Origin of the sequence: Roseateles asaccharophilus (genome assembly GCF_031458115.1) — a bacterium.
GTDB lineage: Bacteria > Pseudomonadota > Gammaproteobacteria > Burkholderiales > Burkholderiaceae_C > Pelomonas > Pelomonas asaccharophilus_A.
In genome coordinates, this window is record NZ_JAVDXV010000002.1 from 436,879 (window position 1) to 456,928 (window position 20,050).

Genomic DNA, 20,050 nt, shown 5'->3' on the forward strand with positions numbered 1-20,050 from the left:
GGATTCCGCCAAGCTCCTTGCATCCGAGCGAGTGGTGTTTGTCCAGGAATGCGTACATCGCCAAGTACGCCTGCTAAGGGGTCAACTGCGGTTGTTTCGTCACCTGGAGTCCTGCGTCTGTTTCGGGCAACTCAAGGCAACGGTATCGCCTCAATCATCGCCCGCACCTGCTCCCTCGCCCCACGCCCCGCGCCTGCCCTTGGCTGCAGCCGATGCGCAATGGTCTGCGGCAGGATGGCCTGCACGTCGTCGGGCGACACATAGTCCCGCCCCTGCAGCAGTGCCCGCGCCCGCGACGCGCGCAGCACGGCCAGGCCGGCGCGCGGTGACAGACCTTCGACGAACCACTGGCCCGAACGCGTTGCGGCGATCAGCGCCTGCAGATAGTCCAGCAGCGGTGACGCGGCGTGGATGGCCTTCACGGCGGCCTGTACTTCGATCAGCTCGGGCGGCGTCATGACTGCTTTCAGCTCGCGCAGCTGCTCGCGGCTGTCGCCGCCCATCAGCAGCTCGCGCTCGGCGGCGGCGTCGGGGTAGCCCAGCGAGATGCACATCAGGAAGCGGTCCAGCTGCGACTCCGGCAGCGGGAAGGTGCCCAGCTGCTCGCTGGGGTTCTGCGTCGCGATGACGAAGAATGGCTGGGGCAAGGGGTGGCTGATGCCCTCGATGCTGACCTGATGCTCCTCCATCGCCTCCAGCAGCGCGCTCTGCGTCTTGGGGCCGGCGCGGTTGATCTCGTCGGCCAGCAGCACCTGCGCGAACACCGGGCCCGGGTGAAAGACGAAGCCGTTCTTCTCGCGCTCGTACACGCTCACGCCCAGCAGGTCGCTGGGCAGCAGGTCGGCCGTGAACTGCAGCCGCGAGAACTTCAGGCCCAGCGAAATGGCCAGCGCATGGGCCAGCGTGGTCTTGCCGACGCCGGGCAGGTCTTCGATGAGCAGGTGGCCGCCGGCGATCAGGCAGGCCAGGGAATCGGCGATCTGCGCGGGTTTGCCCTTGATGACCGTGCTAATCTGGTTTTGCAGCGCCTGCAGTTGCGCCGCCAGGGTTCGTGATGGCTGAGTCATGCCCTGGACCATAGCAAGAGACAACGGCTGATGCCTACCGCGTATTTCAATCCTCCCGAGTGCCGCCGCCACGACATGGGCGACGGCCATCCCGAGTGCCCTGAGCGCCTGTCCGCCATCGACGACTGGTTGATCGCGTCGGGTGTGGACCAGGCGCTGGAGCATTTCGATGCGCCGCCGGTCGACCTGAAGGCCGTGGAACTGGCCCACACGCATGGCTATGTCACCGAGATTGGCCGCATGCTGCGCGACTGCGCCGAGAGCGGCCAGCGCTGCGCCATCGACCCCGACACCTCGGCCAATGCCCACACCTGGTCGGCCGTGCTGGCCGCGGCGGGCGCGGCCGTGGAGGCGACCGACGTGGTCATCGACGGCCGCGCCGACAACGCCTTCTGCAATGTGCGCCCGCCCGGCCACCATGCGACGCGTGACCAGAGCATGGGCTTCTGCTTCTTCAACAACGTGGCCATCGCCGCGCGCCATGCACTGGACAACCGCGGCCTGAAGCGCGTGGCCATCGTGGACTTCGACGTGCACCACGGCAACGGCACCGAGGACATCATTGCCGGCGACGACCGCGTGCTGATGGTCAGCCTGTTCCAGGACCAGCTGTACCCGTACTGCGGCGGCGTGCCCAAGGGCGAGAACATGGTCAACGTGCCGCTGCCGGCCTACACGCGCGGCGGCGAGGTGCGCGAGATCGTGGAGGCCATGTGGCTGCCGGCGCTGGAGCGCTTCAAGCCGCAGATGATCTTCATCTCGGCCGGCTTCGACGCCCACCGCGACGACGACCTGGGCCAGCTGGGCCTGGTGGAAGCGGACTACGAGTGGATGACGCTGAAGATCAAGGCCGTGGCCGAGCGCCATGCCAAGGGTCGCATCGTGTCGCTGCTGGAGGGTGGGTACAACCTGCAGGCTTTGTCGCGAAGCGTGGGTGTTCATCTACGCGCCCTAGCCGACCTGTGATCTTTTCGCCCGAACATTGGCCGGCGCTGACGCCGGCCCGACCATGAATTCCATGCATCAACCATTGAGCCTGACCGAACTGCAGGCCTTGCTCGGACGTGTCTTCAGCGCCGAAGCGCTGGCCGAATGGGGCCTGCTGCTGGGCTGCGTGGCGTTGGCGGCGCTGCTGAGCTGGGTGCTGTCGCGCAAGGCGACGAAGCGCGAACACAGCGTGCTGTTCGGCGACCGCGTCATCGACGGCGCGCTGTTCCCGCTGCTGGCGCTGGCGCTGGCGTTTGGCGTGCGTCGCCTGCTGCCGCTGTGGGAGCTGACGCCGGCGCTGTTCAAGCTGGCGCTGCCCGTGCTGGTGTCGCTGGCCGTCATCCGCGTCATCGCGCGCGTGCTGCGCGCGGCGTGGCCCGACTCGGCGCCCATACGCCTCGTGGAGCGCGCGGGCTCGTGGGTCATGTGGGGCGGCGCGGTGCTGTGGATCACCGGGCTGCTGCCGGTCATCCTTGATGAACTGGACGACATCGGCTGGAAGTTCGGCACGGTCAAGCTGACGCTGCGCAACATCATCGAAGGAGGCCTGACGGCGGCGCTGGTGTTGGTGGTCGCGTTGTGGATCTCGGCGGCCATCGAGTCGCGGCTGCTGCGGCGCGATTCCATGGACCTGTCCATGCGCAAGATCGCCGCCAGTGCGATCCGCGCGCTGCTGCTTTTCGTGGGCCTGCTGTTCGCGCTGTCGGCCGCGGGCATAGACCTGACCGCGCTGGGCGTGCTGGGCGGTGCTCTCGGCGTGGGTCTGGGCTTTGGCCTGCAGAAGCTGGCGGCCAACTATGTGTCGGGCTTCGTCATCCTGGCCGAGCGGTCCTTGCGCATCGGCGACATGGTGCGGGTGGACGGCTTCGAGGGCCGCGTGACCGACATCAAGACGCGCTACACGGTGATCCGGTCGCTGGGCGGCAAGGAGGCCATCGTGCCCAACGAGATGCTGATCACGCAGCGCGTCGAGAACTCGTCGCTGGCCGACCCGCGCGTGCTGCTGAACACCGTCGTGCAGGTGGACTACGACTGCGATCTTGAAGCCGTCATGAAGTCGCTGGCCTCGGCGGTCACGGATGTGCCGCGCGTGTTGAGCGAGCCCGGCCCGTCGGTGCAGCTGAGCCGCTTCGCCGACAGCGGCATCGAGTTGACCGTCTTCTTCTGGATCGCCGACCCCGAGAACGGCAGCGGCGGCGTGCGCTCGGACGTGAATCTCGCCGTCTGGCGCACGCTGAAACGGTTGGGCGTGGACATTCCCTACCCGCAGCAGGTGCAGCGTCAGCCGAAGTCGGAATCCAGCACGACGCGGTAGCGCGCCTTGCCGCTGCGCAGGTGATCCAGCGCGTCGTTGACGCGGCTCATTGGGAAGCGCTCCACCTGCGGCAGGATCTGGTGCCGTGCCGAGAACTGCAGCATCGTCGCCAGTACCGAGGGCGGCGGCGTGGGCGACGCGGACAGGCCCTTCTGCCAGCTCAGCAGCCCGCCGCTGCGCAGGCTTAAAGCGTCGGTGACGACGCCCACCAGGTGCATGCGGCCCTTGGGCGCCAGCGTGGCCAGCAGCGCGTCCCAGTTCAGCGCGGCGCCCACGGTGATGAGCAGGAAGTCCAGGCTGCCGGCGGCGGCCTTCAGCTCGGCCTTGTCGACGCTGGAGACGGTCTTGTGCGCGCCCAGCGCCAGCGCCTCGTCGCGCTTGGACGGCGACGAGGTGAACGCCGTCACCTCGCAACCCCAGGCGCGCGCGAACTTGACGGCCATGTGGCCCAGGCCGCCGATGCCGACCACGCCCACGCGGTCGGTCGGCTTGATGGCATGCAGCACGAAGGGCAGGAACACCGTGCCGCCGCCGCACATCAGCGGGCCGGCGGCGGCCGGGTCCAGCGCGTCGGGGATGGGAATGGCCCAGCTCCAGTGCGAACGCAGCCGGTCCGCGAAGCCGCCGTGCCGGCCGATCAGCGTCGGCTGGCGCTGGCCGCACAGGTGCTGCTCGCCGCCCAGGCAGAAGTTGCAGTGCGTGCAGCTGCCGGTGTGCCAGCCCACGCCCACGCGCTGGCCGATTTGCCGGCCCTTGGCGCGCGGCCCCATCGCGGTGACGCGGCCCACCACCTCGTGGCCCGGCACGACGGGGTAGCTGACCGGGAACCACTCGCTGTCGATCATGGCCAGGTCGGAGTGGCAGATACCGCAGTGCTCCACCGTGATCTCGACGTCCTCGTCGCCCAGCGGGCCGGGGTCGAAGTCGAAGCGCTGCAGCGGGCCGCCGGCGGTGTGGGCGGCAAAGGCGCGGATGTCGGGCATGTTGGGCTCCTCAGGCAAGACGGTTCGCCAGCCACACGGCGGCCAGGTGTACGGCCAGCGCGGCCGCCGCGAGCGGCAGCACCGAGCGGCGCGGGTAGGCAATGCCGAAACGTCGCACCAGTTCGCGGTTGCGGCCCTGGGCGAAGCTGATGTACCAGAACGCAGTCAGCATCGATGCCGCCAGCGCGACAAGCGCCGGATTGGCCGCGGCCCGCAGGCCTTGCGCCACCATCACCCAGGCGCCCAGGCTGGCTGCGAGCAACAGCAGAAACCAGCCCCAGGCCAGCGGGCCTGCCCCGCGAGGCTGCAGTACGCGGGTATTGAGCAGATGGACGCCCGCGCCGAAGGCCGGCATCAGCAGGAAGCTGAACAGCGCGGCGAGATCCACGCTGTATAGCGGCGCGGGAGGGCGCTCGGTGGGGTGGTCGGGCAGCGTCTCGCCCTCCAGCACCAGCTCGCCCGCGCGGTAGGCAGCGAGCGCCTGCTGGGCGGCGTCGGCCTGCGCGGCGGGCACCAGCACGCGAACGCCGCCGACGGCTGGAGTCAGCCAGTCATAGGCCTGCAGCAGGTGGCCATCGGCGACGACGGGGTCCAGCCCGGCCGACTCCAGCACACCCTTCAGCAAATGGGCCTCGGTGGGTGTTGCGGCGGTGGCGGCGACCTCGAAGTCGCCGTCGGGCAGGGCGGGCGCGTCAGGCGACGTCATGGCTGTAGACGATGAAGCCCAGGTGCCGCGCCAGCCGGTCGTACAGCGCGCGGGCGGTGGTGTTGCCGTGCTGAGTGTGCCAGTAGACGCGTCTGGTGCCTGCTTCATGGGCGGCGGCGTAGACGGCTGCTATCAGCGCCCGGCCCGCGCCCTGGCCGCGCGCCTCGGGCGCGGTGAACAGGTCTTGCAGATAGCAGACCGGCTCGATGCGGGTGGTGCTGCGGTGGAACAGGTAGTGCACCAGGCCCAGCAGCCGCCCCTGCTCATCCTCGGCCACCAGGGCATGCACGGGCTCGGCCGGGTCCAGGAAGCGGGCGAAGCTCGTGTCGCTGATCTCGGCAGGCAGCGCCGTGGCGCCCTCGCGGCCGTAGAAGGCGTTGTAGCCGTCCCAGAGGGGCTGCCAGGCGGCACGGTCGCCGGGGCGTATCGAGCGGACTTGGATCATGGGCGGGCATTGTGGAGGCAACACCCGGCCCCGCCCGCAGCGCGGGTTGGGCTGCTGGGCCCCGCTTCGCTCAGGCCGTTGCCACCGGGATGTTGATGGCCTTGCCCGACGCGATGCGCTCCTTCCACTCGGCCGGGCCGGTGATGTGGGCGCTGGTGCCGCCGGCATCGACCGCCACGGTCACGGGCATGTCGACCACGTCGAACTCGTAGATGGCTTCCATGCCCAGGTCCTCGAAGCCGACGACCTTGGCACCCTTGATGGCCTTGCTGACCAGGTAGGCCGAGCCGCCCACCGCCATCAGGTAGGCGCTCTTGTGGTTCTTGATGGACTCGATGGCGACCGGGCCGCGCTCAGCCTTGCCCACCATCGCGATGAGGCCGGTCTTGGCCAGCATCATGTCGGTGAACTTGTCCATGCGCGTGGCGGTGGTCGGGCCGGCGGGTCCCACCACTTCGTCGCGCACCGGGTCCACGGGGCCCACGTAGTAGATGACGCGGTTCGTGAAGTCCACCGGCAGCTTCTCGCCCTTGGCCAGCATCTCCTGGATGCGCTTGTGCGCGGCGTCGCGGCCGGTCAGCATCTTGCCGTTCAGCAGCAGCGTGTCACCGGGCTTCCAGCTCGCCACTTCAGCGGGCGTCAGCGTGTTGAGGTCGACGCGCTTGCTCTTGTTGTAGTCGGGCGCCCAGTTCACGTCGGGCCACAGGTCCAGGCTGGGCGGCTCCAGGTAGCTGGGGCCGCTGCCATCCAGCACGAAGTGCGCATGGCGCGTGGCCGCGCAGTTCGGGATCATCGCGATGGGCTTGCTGGCCGCGTGCGTCGGGAAGGTCTTGATCTTCACGTCGAGAACCGTCGTCAGGCCGCCCAGGCCCTGCGCGCCAATGCCCAGCGCGTTGACCTTCTCGTACAGCTCGATGCGCATCTCCTCGAGCTTGTTCTGCGGGCCGCGTTCCAGCAACTCGTACATGTCGATGTCTTCCATCAACGACTGCTTGGCCAGCAGCGCGGCCTTCTCGGCCGTGCCGCCGACGCCGATGCCCAGCATGCCGGGCGGACACCAGCCCGCGCCCATGGTTGGCACGGTCTTCAGCACCCAGTCGACGATGTCGTCGCCGGGGTTGAGCATGTAGACCTTGCTCTTGTTCTCGCTGCCGCCGCCCTTGGCCGCGACGATGACGTCCACCGTATTGCCGGGCACGATCTCCATCTGCACGACGGCGGGCGTGTTGTCCTTGGTGTTCTTGCGCGCAAAGATGGGGTCGTCCAGCACGGACGCGCGCAGCTTGTTGTCGGGGTTCAGATAACCCTGGCGCACGCCTTCGTTGACGGCGTCCTCGATGCTGCCGCTGAAGCCTTCCCAGCGCACATCCATGCCGATCTTCAGGAACACGTTGACGATGCCGGTGTCCTGGCAGATGGGGCGGCGCCCCTCGGCGCACATGCGGCTGTTGGTCAGGATCTGCGCGATCGCGTCCTTGGCGGCCGGGCTCTGCTCGCGCTCATAGGCGCGGGCCAGGTGCTGGATGTAGTCGGCCGGGTGGTAGTAGCTGATGTACTGCAGCGCGGCGGCGACGCTGTCGATGAGGTCTTGCTGGCGGATCGTGGTGCTCATGAGGCAGGCCCGAAGTGGGTGGACAACAGCCCTGATTATCGAAGGCTTGATCGTGAGAATGATTCTCATCGAGCCTATGCTGGGGCTTTCGGATTTCACGAATCAGCAATCCATGACCACCCGACTCGAACGTGACACCTTCGGCCCCATCGAGGTGCCGGCCGACAAGCTGTGGGGCGCCCAGACGCAGCGATCGCTGCAGAACTTCGACATCTCCGGCGAGCGCCAGGCGCCCGAGCTGATCCGCGCGCTGGCCAAGGTGAAGCGGGCGTCGGCTGTGGTGAACCACGCGCTGGGCCTGCAGGAGGCGAAGAAGACCGACGCCATCGTCGCCGCGGCGGACGAGGTGATCGGCGGCCTGCATGCCGATGAGTTTCCGCTGGTGGTCTGGCAGACCGGCTCGGGCACGCAGACCAACATGAACGTCAACGAGGTGCTGGCCAACCGCGCCAGCGAGCTGCTGGGCGGCGAGCGCGGCGAGGGGCGGCTGGTGCACCCCAACGACGACGTGAACCGCAGTCAGAGCAGCAACGACGTGTTCCCGACCGCGATGCATGTGGCCGCCGTGCAGGCGCTGGTGGAGCGGCTGCTGCCGCCGCTGCGCGCGCTGCGCACGACGCTGCAGCAGAAGGCCGAGGCCTATGACGGCATCGTCAAGATCGGCCGCACGCATCTGCAGGACGCGACGCCGCTGACGCTGGGCCAGGAAATCTCCGGCTGGGTGGCACAGCTGGCGCATGGCGAGCGCCATGTGCTGGCCGCGCTGCCGCATCTGTACGAGCTGGCACTGGGCGGCACGGCCGTCGGTACGGGGCTGAATGCGCCCAAGGGCTATGCCGAGGCAGTGGCCGCGGAACTGGCGCGACTGACCGGCCAGCCCTTCGTCACCGCGCCCAACAAGTTCGAGGCGATGGCCTCCTGCGACGCGCTGGTCCACGCCCACGGCGCGCTGAAGACCATCGCCGCCAGCATGACCAAGATCGGCAACGACGTGCGCTGGCTGGCCAGCGGCCCGCGCAGCGGCATCGGCGAGATCAGCATCCCCGAGAACGAGCCGGGCTCGTCCATCATGCCGGGCAAGGTCAACCCGACGCAGAGCGAGGCCGTGACCATGCTGGCCGCGCAGGTCATGGGCAACGACGTGGCCATCAACATCGGCGGCGCGTCGGGCAACTTCGAGCTGAACGTGTTCCGGCCCATGATCATCCACAACTTCCTGCAGAGCGTGCGGCTGCTGGCCGACGGCATGGCCAGCTTCAACACGCATTGCGCCGTGGGCATCACGCCCAACGAGGGACGCATCGCCGAGCTGGTGGAGCGCTCGTTGATGCTGGTGACGGCGCTCAACACCCACATCGGCTACGACAAGGCGGCCCAGATCGCGAAGAAGGCGCACAAGGACGGCTCCAGCCTGCGCGAGGCCGCGCTGGCGCTGGGCCACGTGACGGCCGAGCAGTTCGACGCCTGGGTGGTGCCGGGGAACATGGTCGGTCGCTGAGTCTGGGACACTGCGCCCGTCTTTTTGAGGAGGATGGGCATGACACCGGGCCTGAAGCGTTTCTTTGCCAGCGAATCTGCCGGCGGCATCGTGCTGGCCATCGCTGCCCTGCTGGCGCTGGTCATCAGCAATTCGCCCTGGGCGCCGGCGTACGAGGCCTTCCGGCAGATTCAGGGGGAGGTGCGCATCGCCGGCGAGGGGCTGGTGCTGGCAAAACCGCTGATCGTCTGGGTCAACGACCTGTGGATGGCGGTGTTCTTCCTGCTCGTGGGGCTGGAGATCAAGCGCGAGTTTGTTGCCGGCGAGCTGAGCACGCGTGCGCAGGCCGTGCTGCCGGCCGTCGCCGCGCTGGGCGGCATGGCGGTACCGGCGGTGATCTACTCGGCCATCAACCATGCCGACCCGCTGGCGCTGCGGGGCTGGGCCATTCCCGCGGCCACCGACATCGCGTTCGCCATCGGCATCGTCATGCTGCTGGGCTCGCGCGCGCCGACGTCGCTGAAGGTCTTCCTGACGGCCGTGGCCATCATCGACGACCTGGGCGCCATCGTCGTCATCGCGCTGTTCTACACCAGCCAGCTGTCGCTCGCGATGCTGGCCGGCGCAGCCGCCTGCCTCGCGGCGATGGCGCTGCTGAACCGGGCCGGCGTGAAGCGGGCCGACGTCTACCTGTTCGTCGGCGCGCTGCTGTGGCTGTGCGTGCTGAAGTCGGGCGTGCACGCGACGCTGGCCGGCGTGGCCACGGCGTTCTTCATCCCGATCAGCGACGGCAAGGGCGGCTCGCCGCTGGAGAAGCTGGAACACGGCCTGCACCCATGGATCGCGTTTCTGGTGCTGCCGATGTTCGCGTTCGCCAACGCCGGCGTGTCGCTGGCGGGCCTGACGCCCGCGGCGCTGCTGGAGCCCATTCCGCTGGGAATCGCGGCCGGCCTGCTGTTCGGCAAGGCGATCGGCGTGTTCGGCAGCAGCTGGCTGATGATCCGCGCCGGCTGGGCCCGCAAGCCGGCCGGCGCCGACTGGGTGCAGTTCTTCGGCGTCTGCGTGCTGTGCGGCATCGGCTTCACGATGAGCTTGTTCATCGGTGGCCTGGCGTTCGCCGGCCTGGATCCGAGCTATGAGACGCGTGTCAAGCTGGGCGTGCTGGCCGGCTCGCTGCTGTCAGGCTGCCTGGGCGCCGCCATCTTGATGCGGCGGCGCTGAGCGGGCTCAGTGCGGGGCCTGGCTGCTCGTGGAGTGGCTCAGCAGCCGGTCCGTGTAGGCGATGGCCATGGCCGACAGCAAGAAGGCGACGTGGATCAGCGTCTGCCACATCAGCGTCTTCTCGGTGTAGTTGTCGGCGTTGATGAACGTCTTCAGCAGGTGGATGGAGCTGATGCCGATGATGGCCGTCGCCAGCTTGACCTTCAGCACCGACGCGTTCACGTGGCTCAGCCACTCCGGCTGGTCGGGGTGGCCGTCAAGGTCCATGCGCGACACGAAGGTCTCGTAGCCGCCCACGATGACCATGATCAGCAGGTTGGAGATCATCACCACGTCGATCAGGCCCAGCACCACCAGCATCAGGATGGTCTCGTTGAGCTTGGCGATGGGCTCGTAGCCGATGACGTTGTCTGCGGCATCCTTGATGACGGCGGCCTTGTAGCCAATGCTCTTGACCAGCAGTTCCAGCGCATGCTTGTCGCCGAAAGCGGCCTCGATCAGGTGGACCAGCTCGGTCCAGAACTGGAAGACATACACGGCCTGGGCCAGGATCAGGCCCAGATACAGGGGCATCTGCAGCCAGCGGCTGGCGAAGATCAGGCGGGGCAGGGGGCGAAGCGGTGCGTTGGGCATGGAGGAGAACCGATCAGAATCAGGGGAAATTCTAGGTGTCGTGAATGACATCACGCCGTCAGGGCATCGTCAGACGCCCAAAGCACAGTCCGCGCCAAGCAACATCAGGAGACAAGCTATGAGCACGCTCAACACCTACAAACCCAGTGCCGACTGGCTCGCCAATGCCCACGTGAAGGGGGCGGCCGGCTATGCCGCGCTGGTGGCCGAGGCCGAGAATGACTACGCCGGCTACTGGGCCCGGCTGGCCCGCGAGCTGCTGAGCTGGCAGACGCCGTTCACGAAGACGCTCAACGACAGCGACGCCCCGTTCTTCAAGTGGTTCGAGGACGGCAAGCTCAACGTCTCCTACAACTGCCTGGACCGCCACGTTGAAGCGGGTAAAGGCGACAAGACGGCGCTGATCTTCGAAGCCGACGACGGCTCGGTGACCAAGGTGAGCTACGCCGAGCTGCTGGCCAAGACCAGCCAGCTGGCCAACGCGCTGAAGGCGCGCGGCATCAAGAAGGGCGACCGCGTCGTCATCTACATGCCCATGTCCGTCGAGGGCGTGGTGGCCATGCAGGCCTGCGCGCGCATCGGCGCGACGCACTCGGTCGTGTTCGGCGGCTTCTCGGCGCAATCGCTGCGCGACCGCATCCAGGACGCCGGCGCGGTGGCGCTGATCTGCGCCGACGAGCAGCAGCGCGGCGGCAAGGCGCTGCCGCTGAAGGCCATCGTCGACGAGGCGCTGGACGGCGGTTCCTGCCCCACGCTGAAGGACGTCATCGTCTACAAGCGCACCGGCGGCAAGGTCGGCTGGACCGAAGGCCGCGACCTGTGGCTGCACGAGCTGACCGCGGCTCAGCCCACCACCTGCGCGCCTGAGTGGGTGGAGGCCGAGCACCCGCTGTTCCTGCTCTACACCTCGGGCTCCACCGGCAAGCCCAAGGGCGTGCAGCACAGCACCGGCGGCTACCTGCTGCATGCGGCGCTGACGACGAAATGGACCTTCGACCTGAAGGACGACGACATCTTCTGGTGCACGGCCGACATCGGCTGGGTCACGGGCCACACCTACATCACCTACGGCCCGCTGGCGCTGGGCGGCACCGAGATCGTCTTCGAGGGCGTGCCCACCTTCCCCGACGCCGGCCGCTTCTGGCACATGATCCAGAAGCACAAGGTCACGATCTTCTACACGGCGCCCACGGCCATCCGCTCGCTGATCAAGGCGGCCGAGACCAACGCGACGGTGCACCCGCGCAACTACGACCTGACGTCCTTGCGCCTGCTGGGTTCGGTGGGCGAGCCCATCAACCCGGCCGCCTGGGAGTGGTACCACGAGCATGTGGGCGGCGGCCGCTGCCCCATCGTCGACACCTTCTGGCAGACCGAGACCGGCGGCCACATGATCACGCCGCTGCCCGGTGTGACGACGCTGGTGCCCGGCTCCTGCACGCTGCCCTTCCCGGGCATCACGGCGGCCATCGTGGACGAAACCGGCAACGACGTGCCCAACGGCCAGGGCGGCATCCTGGTCGTCAAGAAGCCTTGGCCCAGCATGATCCGCACGATCTACGGCGACCCCGAGCGCTTCAAGAAGAGCTACTACCCGCCCGAGCTGAAGGGCTACTACCTGGCCGGCGACGGCGCCATCCGTGACGCCGAGACGGGCTACTTCACCATCACTGGCCGCATCGACGACGTGCTGAACGTGTCGGGCCACCGCATGGGCACGATGGAGATCGAGTCGGCGCTGGTCAGCTGCACGGAGCTGGTGGCTGAAGCCGCCGTGGTGGGCCGCCCGGACGACACCACCGGTGAGGCCATCTGCGCCTTCGTCGTGCTGAAGCGCCCGCGCCCCAGCGGCGACGAAGCCAAGGCCATCGCCAAGCAGCTTCGCGACCATGTGGCCAAGGAGATCGGCCCCATCGCCAAGCCCAAGGACATCCGCTTCGGCGACAACCTGCCCAAGACCCGTTCCGGCAAGATCATGCGGCGCCTGCTGCGTGCGGTTGCCAAGGGCGAGGCGGTGACGCAGGACACGTCGACGCTGGAAAATCCCGCGATCCTTGAGCAATTGGGTCAGGCTTACTGACCCTTTTGATCAAGCCGCACGCAGTGCGGGGAGGCGAAGCCGACAGCGGGATTTGGGGCGTGCTCATATCGCTTGCGATGTGAGCGAGCACCAGAACCCGGCCATCCTGGAACAGCTCGGTCAGGCCTACTGATCCGCAGCGATCAAAGCAAACGGGCCGCATCCGCGGCCCGTTTTTCATTCACCCGCCAGCACCCGCTTCAACGGCACACCGCTGACGTTCTCCTCGCGCAGCAGCAGCTCGGTCAGCGCGTCCAGCCGGTCGCGCTGGTCTTCCAGCACGCGGCGGCATTCGGCCTGCGCGCTTTCCAGCAGCGCGCGCGCCTCGTCCAGCAGCGACTTCTGCACATCCGGCCCGATCAGCTCGCGCGGCACGCCGGCCATGCTGAGCAGGCCGAAGGTCTTGCCGAAGCCCATGGAGCCGATCATGTTGGTCGCCAGTTCGGACGCGCGCTTCAGGTCATCGGCCGCGCCGGACGACGCATTGCCGAACGCGATCAGCTCCGCCTCGCGGCCGGCCAGCATCATGGCCAGGCGCGAGCGCAGTTCGCGCTCGCCGTACAACGGCTCCTCGTGGGCGCGCGCCACGTAGGTCACGCCCAGCGCCGGGCCGCGTGGCTCGATGCTGACGCGCTCGACGCTGCCGGCTTCCAGCACATGGGCCACCAGCGCATGGCCGGATTCGTGGCAGGCCACGCGGCGCAGCGTCTCGGGCGTGATCAGGTCCTTGGTGTTGGACACCTCGCCGCCCAGTTGGTGCGTCTCCAGCGACTGGTAGACGCGTTCCTGGGTGACCCACGCGTCGCCGGCCTCGGCCGCATAGGACGCCGCGCGGTTCACGCAGTTGGCGATGTCGGCCGGCGACATGCCCGACGCGGTGCGCGCAATCGATGCCAGGTCGATGCCGGCCGTCGCCTTCACCCGGCCCAGGTACAGGGCGAACAGCTTCTCGCGCTCGGGCGCGGTGGGTAGCGAGGTGCGCACGATCATGTCGAAGCGGCCGGGGCGGCGCATCGCCTCGTCGATGTTGTCGATGTGGTTGGTGGCGCCGATGACGACCACGTTCTCCAGCGCCGCGAAGCCGTCCATCTCCACCAGCAGGCGGTTGATGATGCGGTTCTGCTCCTGCTCGCCGCCGCCGGGCGCATCTTTGCCGTTGCTGCGCCGGCCCAGGCCGTCGATCTCGTCGATGAAGATGATGCAAGGCGCGGCCTCGCGGGCGCGCTTGAACAACTCCTTCACCTTGCCGATGCCGGCGCCGTAGAACATGGAGCTGAAGTAGGAGCCGTCCACGCTGATGAAGCTGGCGCCGCATTCCCCGGCCAGCGCCCTGGCCAGCAGCGTCTTGCCGGTGCCGGGCGGGCCGTCCAGCAGCACGCCGCGCGGCGCCTTGGCGCCCAAGGCGGCGTACTGCTTCGGATCCTTCATGAACGCGGCGATCCGCTTCAACGCCTTCTTGGCCTCGTCGGCGCCGATGACGTCGTCGAATCCGGTCTTGGGTTTCTCGGCCAACCGGGTGCGCTGGCCCAGCGAGCCGCGCAGCTGGAAGTGCATCAGCACGCCCACGAGCAGCAGCAGGCCCAGCAGCGGGCCTGCCACGCTGGCGGTCTTCTCCAGGCCCTGCGAGAGGCGCTGGCCGCCGGTGCGCGCATCGACGTCGATGTCGGTCAATGCAAAGCCCTGGGCGACGCTGAGTTCGCCCAGGCGGGCGCCGCCGTCCACCAGCCGCGTGCTGAACTGGCGGCCGCTGCGGTCGGTGTACAGCACCAGCGCGCCGTCCACGCCCACGGCGGCCACGTCCCGCGCCTGCAGCGCACGCTCGAACTCGGAGGCCTCGCGCGGCTGCGCCAGCCACTGCTGGGGAGCGTGCTCGAAGGCCAGCGCCGTCGGGTTCTTGCGCGCCAGCGTCTCGGCGGCGGTGCGCTGCTGCAGCAGCCACAGCCCGGCCGCGGCCAGCAGCACGGCGCCGGCGGCGGTGGCGATGATGAGTTGCTGGCGCAGCCCCGGCCGGGTGGCCTTGGGGGCGCGTTCCACGGAGTCCGGGGTGGCTTCGGAGGCTTGCGGGATCATGGCGGCGGCTTTCTGTACTGCTCGGACCGTTCCCCGGATGACCAGGGCACGGCCGCGAACGGCAGGGTAGCCGGGGGAGGCCCGCGCAAAACGTGCGTTATCGAGGTCCGTCGCCGCGGCGCTGCTGCAAAAAGCAACAACGCGCCGGGGTGCAAAAAATTCCCGCTGCTCAGCCGCGCTGGCGGCGGCGCTTCAACGCGATCAGCCCCAGGCCGCCCAGCAGCAGCGCCAGGCTGGCCGGTTCGGGCACCGGCGAGACGTTCAGCGCCTGGTCCAGGTGGATCTTCAGGAATTCCGTGTTGTCCGAGCCCAGATCGCGGCCGCCGGTGCCGGGGTAGTTGTTGTCGTTGGCCACCAGCAGCGTGTGCGCGTCCAGGATCAGCACGCTCTCGATGGTCGTGAACGGAAAGGTGAAGGCAGCGCTGCCGTCGCCGTTCAGGTCGTTGGGGTCGGCCAGGTTCATCAGGTCCACCACCTCGGTCTTCACCAGGTTGCCGCTGGCGTCCACCACGTTCAGGTCCACCTTGAAGATCTTCTTGAACGGCGTGCCGCTGGTGGCCGTGGCGCCGTTGCGCTCGATGACGAGGAACTCGTGGTCGTTGATGGCCGTCATGTCGCCGATGTTGGTGCCGGCGCCTTCCAGCTGATAGCGCCACTGCTCGCCGGTATAGGCCTCGGTGTCGATGCTGAACGCGTTGATGCGCAGCGTCTTGGCCGGGTCGCCGGTGACGGTGCCCTCCAGCAGCGTGTAGAGGCGGCTGCCGTCCGGGCTGGAGGCCATGCCCTCGAAGCCGGCCGAGCGGGCCAGCGTGGGCGCGATGGTGCCGTTCACGACCGCCTCGTTCTGCGGCGAGGCCACGCCCAGCATGCCGATCTCACGGCGCAGCACCTCGCCCTGGGCGTTGGTCTTGATCAGGTAGGGGCCGAACTCGTCGCCGAACCAGTAGTTGCCGTTCTTGTCCTTGCGCACGGACTCCACGTCCAGGTCGGCGCCGGTCAGCAGGCGGTTGCTGCGGATGCTGGGGTCCACCAGCGGGTTGGCGGCGCTGTTGTAGTAGCGCGTGTAGTCGGCCTGCACCTTGATGCTGAGCAGGTGGTTGGGGTCGGACAGCGTCAGGTGGCTGCCGGCCGTGAAGCCGGCCATGGCCGCGCCGGTCGAGAAGTTGGCGGCCGACACGCTGCCGGCGCCGCCCGTCGCGGTCCTGAAATTGGGCGTCACGGCGTACAGGCGCAGCAGCGTGTCGGCCGAGTTGCCTTGCGTGCCAAAGCCGTTGTCGGCCATGAAGACGAAGCTGCCCGCCGTCGGGCCGGCCAGCACGGCCGAGAAGCCCTGCACCGGCTGCTTGTTCAGCAGCGGCAGCGGGTTGCCGCCCGCGCCGGTGGCGAACTGGCCGGACGTGGGGCCGTCGGCGAAGGTGTTGGCGCCCATCAGCGCCCAGCCTTCCAGCGTGGCAGAGGCGGCGTTGACGGCCGTGAACAGGGTGAGGGCGGCGGCCGCGAGGGCGGCGAGGCGGGGTTGGCGGGTGTTCAGCATGGACCGGGCGTGCAGTGCGCGCAGACGGCCTGCGCGCGCCGCATTCTTCGGCGCGCCGATGAATCACTCGTGAAAAGAAAACAGGCCCCGCGGGGCCTGCTTGCGCTCAGCGGGGCTGCCCCCTCACTTGAAGCTCAGCGACCACTTGGCCAGCGTCTCGGCCTCGGCGGGCGTGACGGCGTTGGGGGGCATCACCATCTCACCCCAGGAGCCCTTGCCGCCCTTGATGATCTTCTCGGAGAGCTTCTTCACGGCATCCTTGTCCTTGGCGTAGCGGGCGGAAACGTCCTTGTAGGACGGGCCGACCAGCTTCTTGTCGATGGCGTGGCAGGCCATGCACATCTTTTTCTGGGCCAGGGCCTGGTCGGCGAACGCAGCGGTGGGCGCGATCAACGCGAGGCTGAGGACGAGGGCTTTCATGCAAACCTTTCGGAAGCGTTGGACTACAGTGACCGCAAAGATACCTGATGTGAAGGAGATGCCGCATGGCATTCGTGTTGATCGGCGTGCTCTTTATCGTGCTGAAGCTGGCAGGTTGGGTGGAATTCCACAAGGACACGGGCTGGGCCTGGGCCATCGTGCTGTCGCCGTTCCCGCTGGCGGTGCTCTGGTGGTGGTGGTCCGATTCCAGCGGCCGCACGCAGCGCAAGGCCATGGACTCGCTGGACGCCAAGAAGGAAGCGCGCCGGCAGCAGCAGATGGAGGCACTGGGCCAGGTGAAGCCGGGCGGCAAGAAGCGCCGCTGAGGCGCGCATGAGGCGCTGGCTATGATGCCGGCCGCTTCTTCTTCCTGCCTCACATGCTGGTTCATCCCCAGTTCGACCCCATCGCCCTGCGTCTCGGCCCTTTGGCCGTGCACTGGTACGGCATCACCTACCTGATCGCCTTCGGCCTGTTCATGTGGCTGGCCAGCCGCCGCGTGCGCATGCCGCAGCACGCCGCCGTCGGCTGGACGCGCCAGGACGTCGACGACGTGCTGTTCTACGGCGTGCTGGGCGTCGTGCTGGGCGGCCGTCTGGGCTATTGCTTCTTCTACAAGCCGGCCTACTACATCCAGCATCTGCCGGAGGTTTTGGAGGTCTGGAAGGGCGGCATGTCCTTCCACGGCGGCCTGCTGGGCGTGCTGTTCGCGCTGTGGCTGTTCGGCCGCCGCCGCGGGCGCAGCTTCTTCCAGGTGTCGGACCTGATCGCCCCCTGTGTGCCCACCGGCATCATGGCCGTGCGGCTGGGCAATTTCCTGAATGGCGAGCTGTGGGGGCGCCCGGCGCCGGCTGACCTGCCGTGGGCGATGCTGTTCCCGCAGGCCAACGACGGCGGCATCGCCCGCCACCCGTCGCAGCTCTACCAGGCCTTCGGCGAAGGCCTGCTGCTGTTCATCGTGCTGTGGCTGTATGCCCGCAAGCCGCGCGCAACGGGGCAGATCTCCGGCGTCTTCATGATGGGCTACGGCGCTCTGCGCTTCGTCGCCGAGTATTTCCGCGAGCCCGACGACTTCCTGGGCCTGCGCGCACTGAACTGGAGCCAGGGCCAGTGGCTGAGCCTGCCGATGATCCTGGCTGGCCTGGCCATCTTCATCTGGGCGACGCGCCGCAACGAGAGGCCCGCATGAGGCAGATCTTCCTCGACACCGAAACCACCGGCCTGGAGGCCGAACGGGGCGACCGCATCATCGAAGTGGCGGGCGTGGAGATGGTCAACCGGCAGCTGACCGGCCGCAACCTGCACATCTACATCAACCCCGAGCGTGCCAGCCACGAGGACGCGTTGCGCATCCACGGGCTGACCGAGGAGTTCCTGTCGACCAAGCCCAAGTTCGCCGAGATCGTCGACGAACTGCTGGAGTTCGTGGCCGGTGCCGAACTGGTCATCCACAACGCGCCGTTCGACATCGGCTTCATCAATGCAGAGCTGAAGCGCGTGAAGCGCGGCGTGCTGACCGACCATGTGGCCAGCGTGCGGGACACGCTGGTCATGGCCCGCGACATGTTCCCCGGCAAGGCCAACTCGCTGGACGCGCTGTGCCGCCGGCTGGAGGTCGACAACTCCAAGCGCCAGTTGCACGGCGCGCTGATCGACACGACGCTGCTGGCCGAGGTCTACATCCGCCTGACCCGCGGCCAGGACGCGCTGCTGGTGGACGACCACGGCGACAGCGCCGCCGGCGAAACCCAGGCGGCCGTCGAGGCGGTGGACCTGAGTCGTTTCGAACTGCCCGTGCTGCGCGCCAGCGAGCTTGAGGCCGCCGCGCATGCCAAGCTGCTGACCGATCTGGACAAGGCCGCCGGCGGCGCCTGCAAATGGCGAGTTCTCGAACCCGCTCAACCCGTGGCATAATCGCGGGCTTCCCGAAAGCCGATGCGTTTTCAAGGGCGGTTAGCTCAGCGGTAGAGCACTGCCTTCACACGGCAGGGGTCGCAGGTTCGAACCCTGCACCGCCCACCAGGTTTTCCTGGTGCCTTGAAAACGCGGCGCCGACATTCGGGCGGTTAGCTCAGCGGTAGAGCACTGCCTTCACACGGCAGGGGTCGCAGGTTCGAACCCTGCACCGCCCACCAGAACCAAGGACTTGGCATCACTGCCAAGTCCTTTTTTCTTGGTCGGATGGCTCCGTCAGGCCCGCTTGTCACGCGCGCGCTGGTTGCCCGCCTTGTGGATCGCCTTCCACTTGCCGCGCAGCTCGATGCGCTCCAGCGTCGTCATCTCGTTGCGCTGGGCGTCGCGCATCAGCTTCTTGTAGTTGTCGAGCCGGTCCGCGTCGACGCGGGCGCGCACCGCGCAGCCGGGCTCGCCTTCATGGCGGCAATCGCGGAAACGGCATTGCTGCGCCAGGGCCTGCACGTCCTCGAAGGTCGCGGCCAGCGTCCGCGCGTCTGCATCGGGCCGGAAGGTGCGCAGGCCCGGCGTGTCGATGATGCAGCTGCCCTGCGGGCACCAGTGCATGGAGCGCGCCGTCGTCGTGTGGCGGCCGCGCCCATCGCCTTTTCTGACTCCACCGGTGGCCTGGCCGGCGTCGGTCAGAGTGTTGATGAGCGTGGACTTGCCCGCACCGGAGGAGCCAAGCAGCACCAGCGTCTGCCCGGCGGGCAGCCACGGGGCGATGTCGATGCTGGCCTGGCGCGACAGCCCGTTGACCGGCAGCACCGGCACCGTCGCCGGCAGCCGGCCGCACATCTCGGCGATGCGCGCCTTCGCGTCCGGGGCGATGTCGAGCTTGGTCAGCACGACGACAGGCGCCACGTCACAGGCGCGCACCATCGCGATGTAGCGCTCCATGCGTCGCGCGTTGAAGTCGTCGTCCAGCCCCATTACCAGCAAGGCCGTGTCGACGTTGCTGGCGAGCGGCTGGCGGCGCCCGTCGTTGGCCCGGCGTGCGATCTCGGTGATGGGAGCGACGCGGTCGACGACCCAGGGCTGGCCGTGCGCGTCGGCCTGCATGGCCACCCAGTCGCCTATGGTCAGTTGCTGGGCGGTGGCCTGCAGGTGCTGCACGAGCCGGGGCAGCACGCGGGCCTGCTGCTCGGCGCCGCCGTCGTGCAGCGTGAGGCAGTCGCGCTGCACCTCCGTCACGCGCGCGAGACGAGCGTCGGTGTCGAGGTCAAGTTGCGCCGCGCGGCTGGCGATGGTGGGTGTGAGTCCGAGCGCCCGCAGCGTCTCGAGATTGATGTCGATCATGGGAATCCATTGAGGTGTGGCTTCGTTCGCGCACATGCGAACCGCTCCGCGCGCGATGGCGCGCGGGACAAAAGCGAAAGAGGCCGGCCGCGGCTGTCGCGGCGATCAATGGACCCGCAGGGGACGCTGGGTCAGGAGCGCTGGGCGCTCAGCGCAGCCGGCACGAGGAGGGCGACACGATCTGCTTGTTCCATGGCTGTCTCCTTGTGGCTGGGTGGATGAGGGGCGTGAGTCTGCCAGCGGCAGGC

Annotated in this window: 18 protein-coding genes and 2 tRNA genes; 10 read left to right on the forward strand and 10 right to left on the reverse strand. The window is 68.2% G+C overall.

Annotated elements, in window-relative coordinates; genetic code table 11:
• Window positions 1-131: 131 nt before the first annotated feature.
• Complete coding sequence (locus J2X21_RS06605) at window positions 132-1,067, reverse strand: AAA family ATPase (protein WP_310326387.1); 936 nt, start codon at window positions 1,065-1,067, stop codon at window positions 132-134.
• A gap of 30 nt (window positions 1,068-1,097) precedes the next feature.
• Between J2X21_RS06605 and J2X21_RS06610 the strand changes: the two genes are divergently transcribed.
• On the forward strand, window positions 1,098-2,033 hold the full coding sequence (locus J2X21_RS06610; protein WP_310326389.1) for a histone deacetylase family protein: 936 nt from the start codon (window positions 1,098-1,100) through the stop codon (window positions 2,031-2,033).
• Window positions 2,034-2,085: 52 nt separating this feature from the next.
• A complete protein-coding gene (locus tag J2X21_RS06615; RefSeq protein WP_310326392.1) occupies window positions 2,086-3,369 on the forward strand; it encodes a mechanosensitive ion channel family protein in 1,284 nt (427 codons plus the stop codon).
• Here the strand turns inward: J2X21_RS06615 and ahr are convergent.
• From ahr to J2X21_RS06635, 4 genes are all read right to left on the reverse strand, one after another.
• Complete coding sequence (ahr, locus tag J2X21_RS06620) at window positions 3,336-4,352, reverse strand: NADPH-dependent aldehyde reductase Ahr (protein WP_310326394.1); 1,017 nt, start codon at window positions 4,350-4,352, stop codon at window positions 3,336-3,338. The two genes, J2X21_RS06615 and ahr, sit on opposite strands and share 34 nt — an antisense overlap.
• Before the next feature lie 10 nt (window positions 4,353-4,362).
• Entirely contained in the window at window positions 4,363-5,058 is a 696-nt protein-coding gene (locus tag J2X21_RS06625; protein ID WP_310326395.1) for a putative signal transducing protein, read from the reverse strand.
• Window positions 5,045-5,503: a GNAT family N-acetyltransferase gene (locus tag J2X21_RS06630; RefSeq protein WP_310326398.1), complete on the reverse strand. Its 459-nt coding sequence runs from the start codon at window positions 5,501-5,503 to the stop codon at window positions 5,045-5,047. The genes J2X21_RS06625 and J2X21_RS06630 overlap by 14 nt, the downstream gene beginning before the upstream one ends.
• Window positions 5,504-5,573: 70 nt before the next feature.
• Window positions 5,574-7,115: a fumarate hydratase gene (locus J2X21_RS06635; protein ID WP_310326402.1), complete on the reverse strand. Its 1,542-nt coding sequence runs from the start codon at window positions 7,113-7,115 to the stop codon at window positions 5,574-5,576.
• Window positions 7,116-7,227: 112 nt separating this feature from the next.
• Between J2X21_RS06635 and fumC the strand changes: the two genes are divergently transcribed.
• Together fumC and nhaA are read left to right on the forward strand one after the other, a co-directional pair.
• Window positions 7,228-8,613: a class II fumarate hydratase gene (gene fumC / locus J2X21_RS06640; protein WP_310326406.1), complete on the forward strand. Its 1,386-nt coding sequence runs from the start codon at window positions 7,228-7,230 to the stop codon at window positions 8,611-8,613.
• A gap of 39 nt (window positions 8,614-8,652) precedes the next feature.
• Window positions 8,653-9,813, forward strand: a complete 1,161-nt coding sequence (gene nhaA / locus J2X21_RS06645; protein WP_310326409.1) for a Na+/H+ antiporter NhaA — start codon at window positions 8,653-8,655, stop codon at window positions 9,811-9,813.
• A gap of 6 nt (window positions 9,814-9,819) precedes the next feature.
• On the opposite strand, the gene J2X21_RS06650 is transcribed toward nhaA, so the two are convergent.
• Window positions 9,820-10,446 (reverse strand): TIGR00645 family protein, encoded by a 627-nt coding sequence (locus J2X21_RS06650; RefSeq protein ID WP_310326412.1) that lies wholly within the window; start codon window positions 10,444-10,446, stop codon window positions 9,820-9,822.
• A 118-nt stretch (window positions 10,447-10,564) separates the two neighbouring features.
• On the opposite strand from J2X21_RS06650, the gene acs reads away from it, so the two are divergent.
• Window positions 10,565-12,526: an acetate--CoA ligase gene (gene acs, locus J2X21_RS06655; protein WP_310326414.1), complete on the forward strand. Its 1,962-nt coding sequence runs from the start codon at window positions 10,565-10,567 to the stop codon at window positions 12,524-12,526.
• Window positions 12,527-12,703: 177 nt separating this feature from the next.
• Here acs and J2X21_RS06660 read toward each other — a convergent pair whose 3' ends face one another.
• The 3 genes from J2X21_RS06660 to J2X21_RS06670 form a co-directional block, all read right to left on the reverse strand.
• Window positions 12,704-14,596 (reverse strand): AAA family ATPase, encoded by a 1,893-nt coding sequence (locus tag J2X21_RS06660; RefSeq protein WP_310326415.1) that lies wholly within the window; start codon window positions 14,594-14,596, stop codon window positions 12,704-12,706.
• A gap of 169 nt (window positions 14,597-14,765) precedes the next feature.
• Window positions 14,766-16,130 (reverse strand): esterase-like activity of phytase family protein, encoded by a 1,365-nt coding sequence (locus J2X21_RS06665; protein WP_310326417.1) that lies wholly within the window; start codon window positions 16,128-16,130, stop codon window positions 14,766-14,768.
• Window positions 16,131-16,253: 123 nt separating this feature from the next.
• Window positions 16,254-16,550, reverse strand: coding sequence for a c-type cytochrome (locus J2X21_RS06670; RefSeq protein WP_310326419.1), 297 nt, complete (start codon window positions 16,548-16,550; stop codon window positions 16,254-16,256).
• A 65-nt stretch (window positions 16,551-16,615) separates the two neighbouring features.
• Here J2X21_RS06670 and J2X21_RS06675 point away from each other — a divergent pair, with 65 nt between their 5' ends.
• The 5 genes from J2X21_RS06675 to J2X21_RS06695 all read left to right on the forward strand — a co-directional run bounded on the left by J2X21_RS06675 (window position 16,616) and on the right by J2X21_RS06695 (window position 18,685).
• A complete protein-coding gene (locus tag J2X21_RS06675; protein WP_310326422.1) occupies window positions 16,616-16,876 on the forward strand; it encodes a TIGR04438 family Trp-rich protein in 261 nt (86 codons plus the stop codon).
• 53 nt (window positions 16,877-16,929) lie between these two features.
• Window positions 16,930-17,739 (forward strand): prolipoprotein diacylglyceryl transferase, encoded by an 810-nt coding sequence (lgt, locus tag J2X21_RS06680; RefSeq protein WP_310326424.1) that lies wholly within the window; start codon window positions 16,930-16,932, stop codon window positions 17,737-17,739.
• On the forward strand, window positions 17,736-18,464 hold the full coding sequence (gene dnaQ / locus J2X21_RS06685; RefSeq protein WP_310326426.1) for a DNA polymerase III subunit epsilon: 729 nt from the start codon (window positions 17,736-17,738) through the stop codon (window positions 18,462-18,464). Before lgt ends, dnaQ begins: the two co-directional genes overlap by 4 nt.
• Window positions 18,465-18,497: 33 nt before the next feature.
• Window positions 18,498-18,572, forward strand: a tRNA-Val gene (locus tag J2X21_RS06690).
• A gap of 38 nt (window positions 18,573-18,610) precedes the next feature.
• Window positions 18,611-18,685: transfer RNA gene (locus J2X21_RS06695), tRNA-Val, on the forward strand.
• A gap of 55 nt (window positions 18,686-18,740) precedes the next feature.
• On the opposite strand, the gene rsgA is transcribed toward J2X21_RS06695, so the two are convergent.
• Window positions 18,741-19,802 carry a ribosome small subunit-dependent GTPase A gene (rsgA, locus tag J2X21_RS06700; RefSeq protein WP_310326428.1) on the reverse strand — a complete coding sequence of 354 codons (1,062 nt, stop codon included), beginning with the start codon at window positions 19,800-19,802 and terminating at the stop codon, window positions 18,741-18,743.
• Window positions 19,803-20,050 lie beyond the last annotated feature (248 nt).

Coding starts and splice junctions, on each gene's coding strand:
- J2X21_RS06660 (WP_310326415.1), bottom strand. CDS start 14,596: ATGATCCCGCAAGCCTCCGAAGCCACCCCGGACTCCGTGGAACGCGCC.
- lgt (WP_310326424.1), top strand. CDS start 16,930: ATGCTGGTTCATCCCCAGTTCGACCCCATCGCCCTGCGTCTCGGCCCT.
- nhaA (WP_310326409.1), top strand. CDS start 8,653: ATGACACCGGGCCTGAAGCGTTTCTTTGCCAGCGAATCTGCCGGCGGC.
- J2X21_RS06615 (WP_310326392.1), top strand. CDS start 2,086: ATGCATCAACCATTGAGCCTGACCGAACTGCAGGCCTTGCTCGGACGT.
- acs (WP_310326414.1), top strand. CDS start 10,565: ATGAGCACGCTCAACACCTACAAACCCAGTGCCGACTGGCTCGCCAAT.
- J2X21_RS06625 (WP_310326395.1), bottom strand. CDS start 5,058: ATGACGTCGCCTGACGCGCCCGCCCTGCCCGACGGCGACTTCGAGGTC.
- dnaQ (WP_310326426.1), top strand. CDS start 17,736: ATGAGGCAGATCTTCCTCGACACCGAAACCACCGGCCTGGAGGCCGAA.
- J2X21_RS06665 (WP_310326417.1), bottom strand. CDS start 16,130: ATGCTGAACACCCGCCAACCCCGCCTCGCCGCCCTCGCGGCCGCCGCC.
- J2X21_RS06605 (WP_310326387.1), bottom strand. CDS start 1,067: ATGACTCAGCCATCACGAACCCTGGCGGCGCAACTGCAGGCGCTGCAA.
- J2X21_RS06635 (WP_310326402.1), bottom strand. CDS start 7,115: ATGAGCACCACGATCCGCCAGCAAGACCTCATCGACAGCGTCGCCGCC.
- J2X21_RS06670 (WP_310326419.1), bottom strand. CDS start 16,550: ATGAAAGCCCTCGTCCTCAGCCTCGCGTTGATCGCGCCCACCGCTGCG.
- ahr (WP_310326394.1), bottom strand. CDS start 4,352: ATGCCCGACATCCGCGCCTTTGCCGCCCACACCGCCGGCGGCCCGCTG.
- J2X21_RS06630 (WP_310326398.1), bottom strand. CDS start 5,503: ATGATCCAAGTCCGCTCGATACGCCCCGGCGACCGTGCCGCCTGGCAG.
- rsgA (WP_310326428.1), bottom strand. CDS start 19,802: ATGATCGACATCAATCTCGAGACGCTGCGGGCGCTCGGACTCACACCC.
- J2X21_RS06610 (WP_310326389.1), top strand. CDS start 1,098: ATGCCTACCGCGTATTTCAATCCTCCCGAGTGCCGCCGCCACGACATG.
- J2X21_RS06675 (WP_310326422.1), top strand. CDS start 16,616: ATGGCATTCGTGTTGATCGGCGTGCTCTTTATCGTGCTGAAGCTGGCA.
- J2X21_RS06650 (WP_310326412.1), bottom strand. CDS start 10,446: ATGCCCAACGCACCGCTTCGCCCCCTGCCCCGCCTGATCTTCGCCAGC.
- fumC (WP_310326406.1), top strand. CDS start 7,228: ATGACCACCCGACTCGAACGTGACACCTTCGGCCCCATCGAGGTGCCG.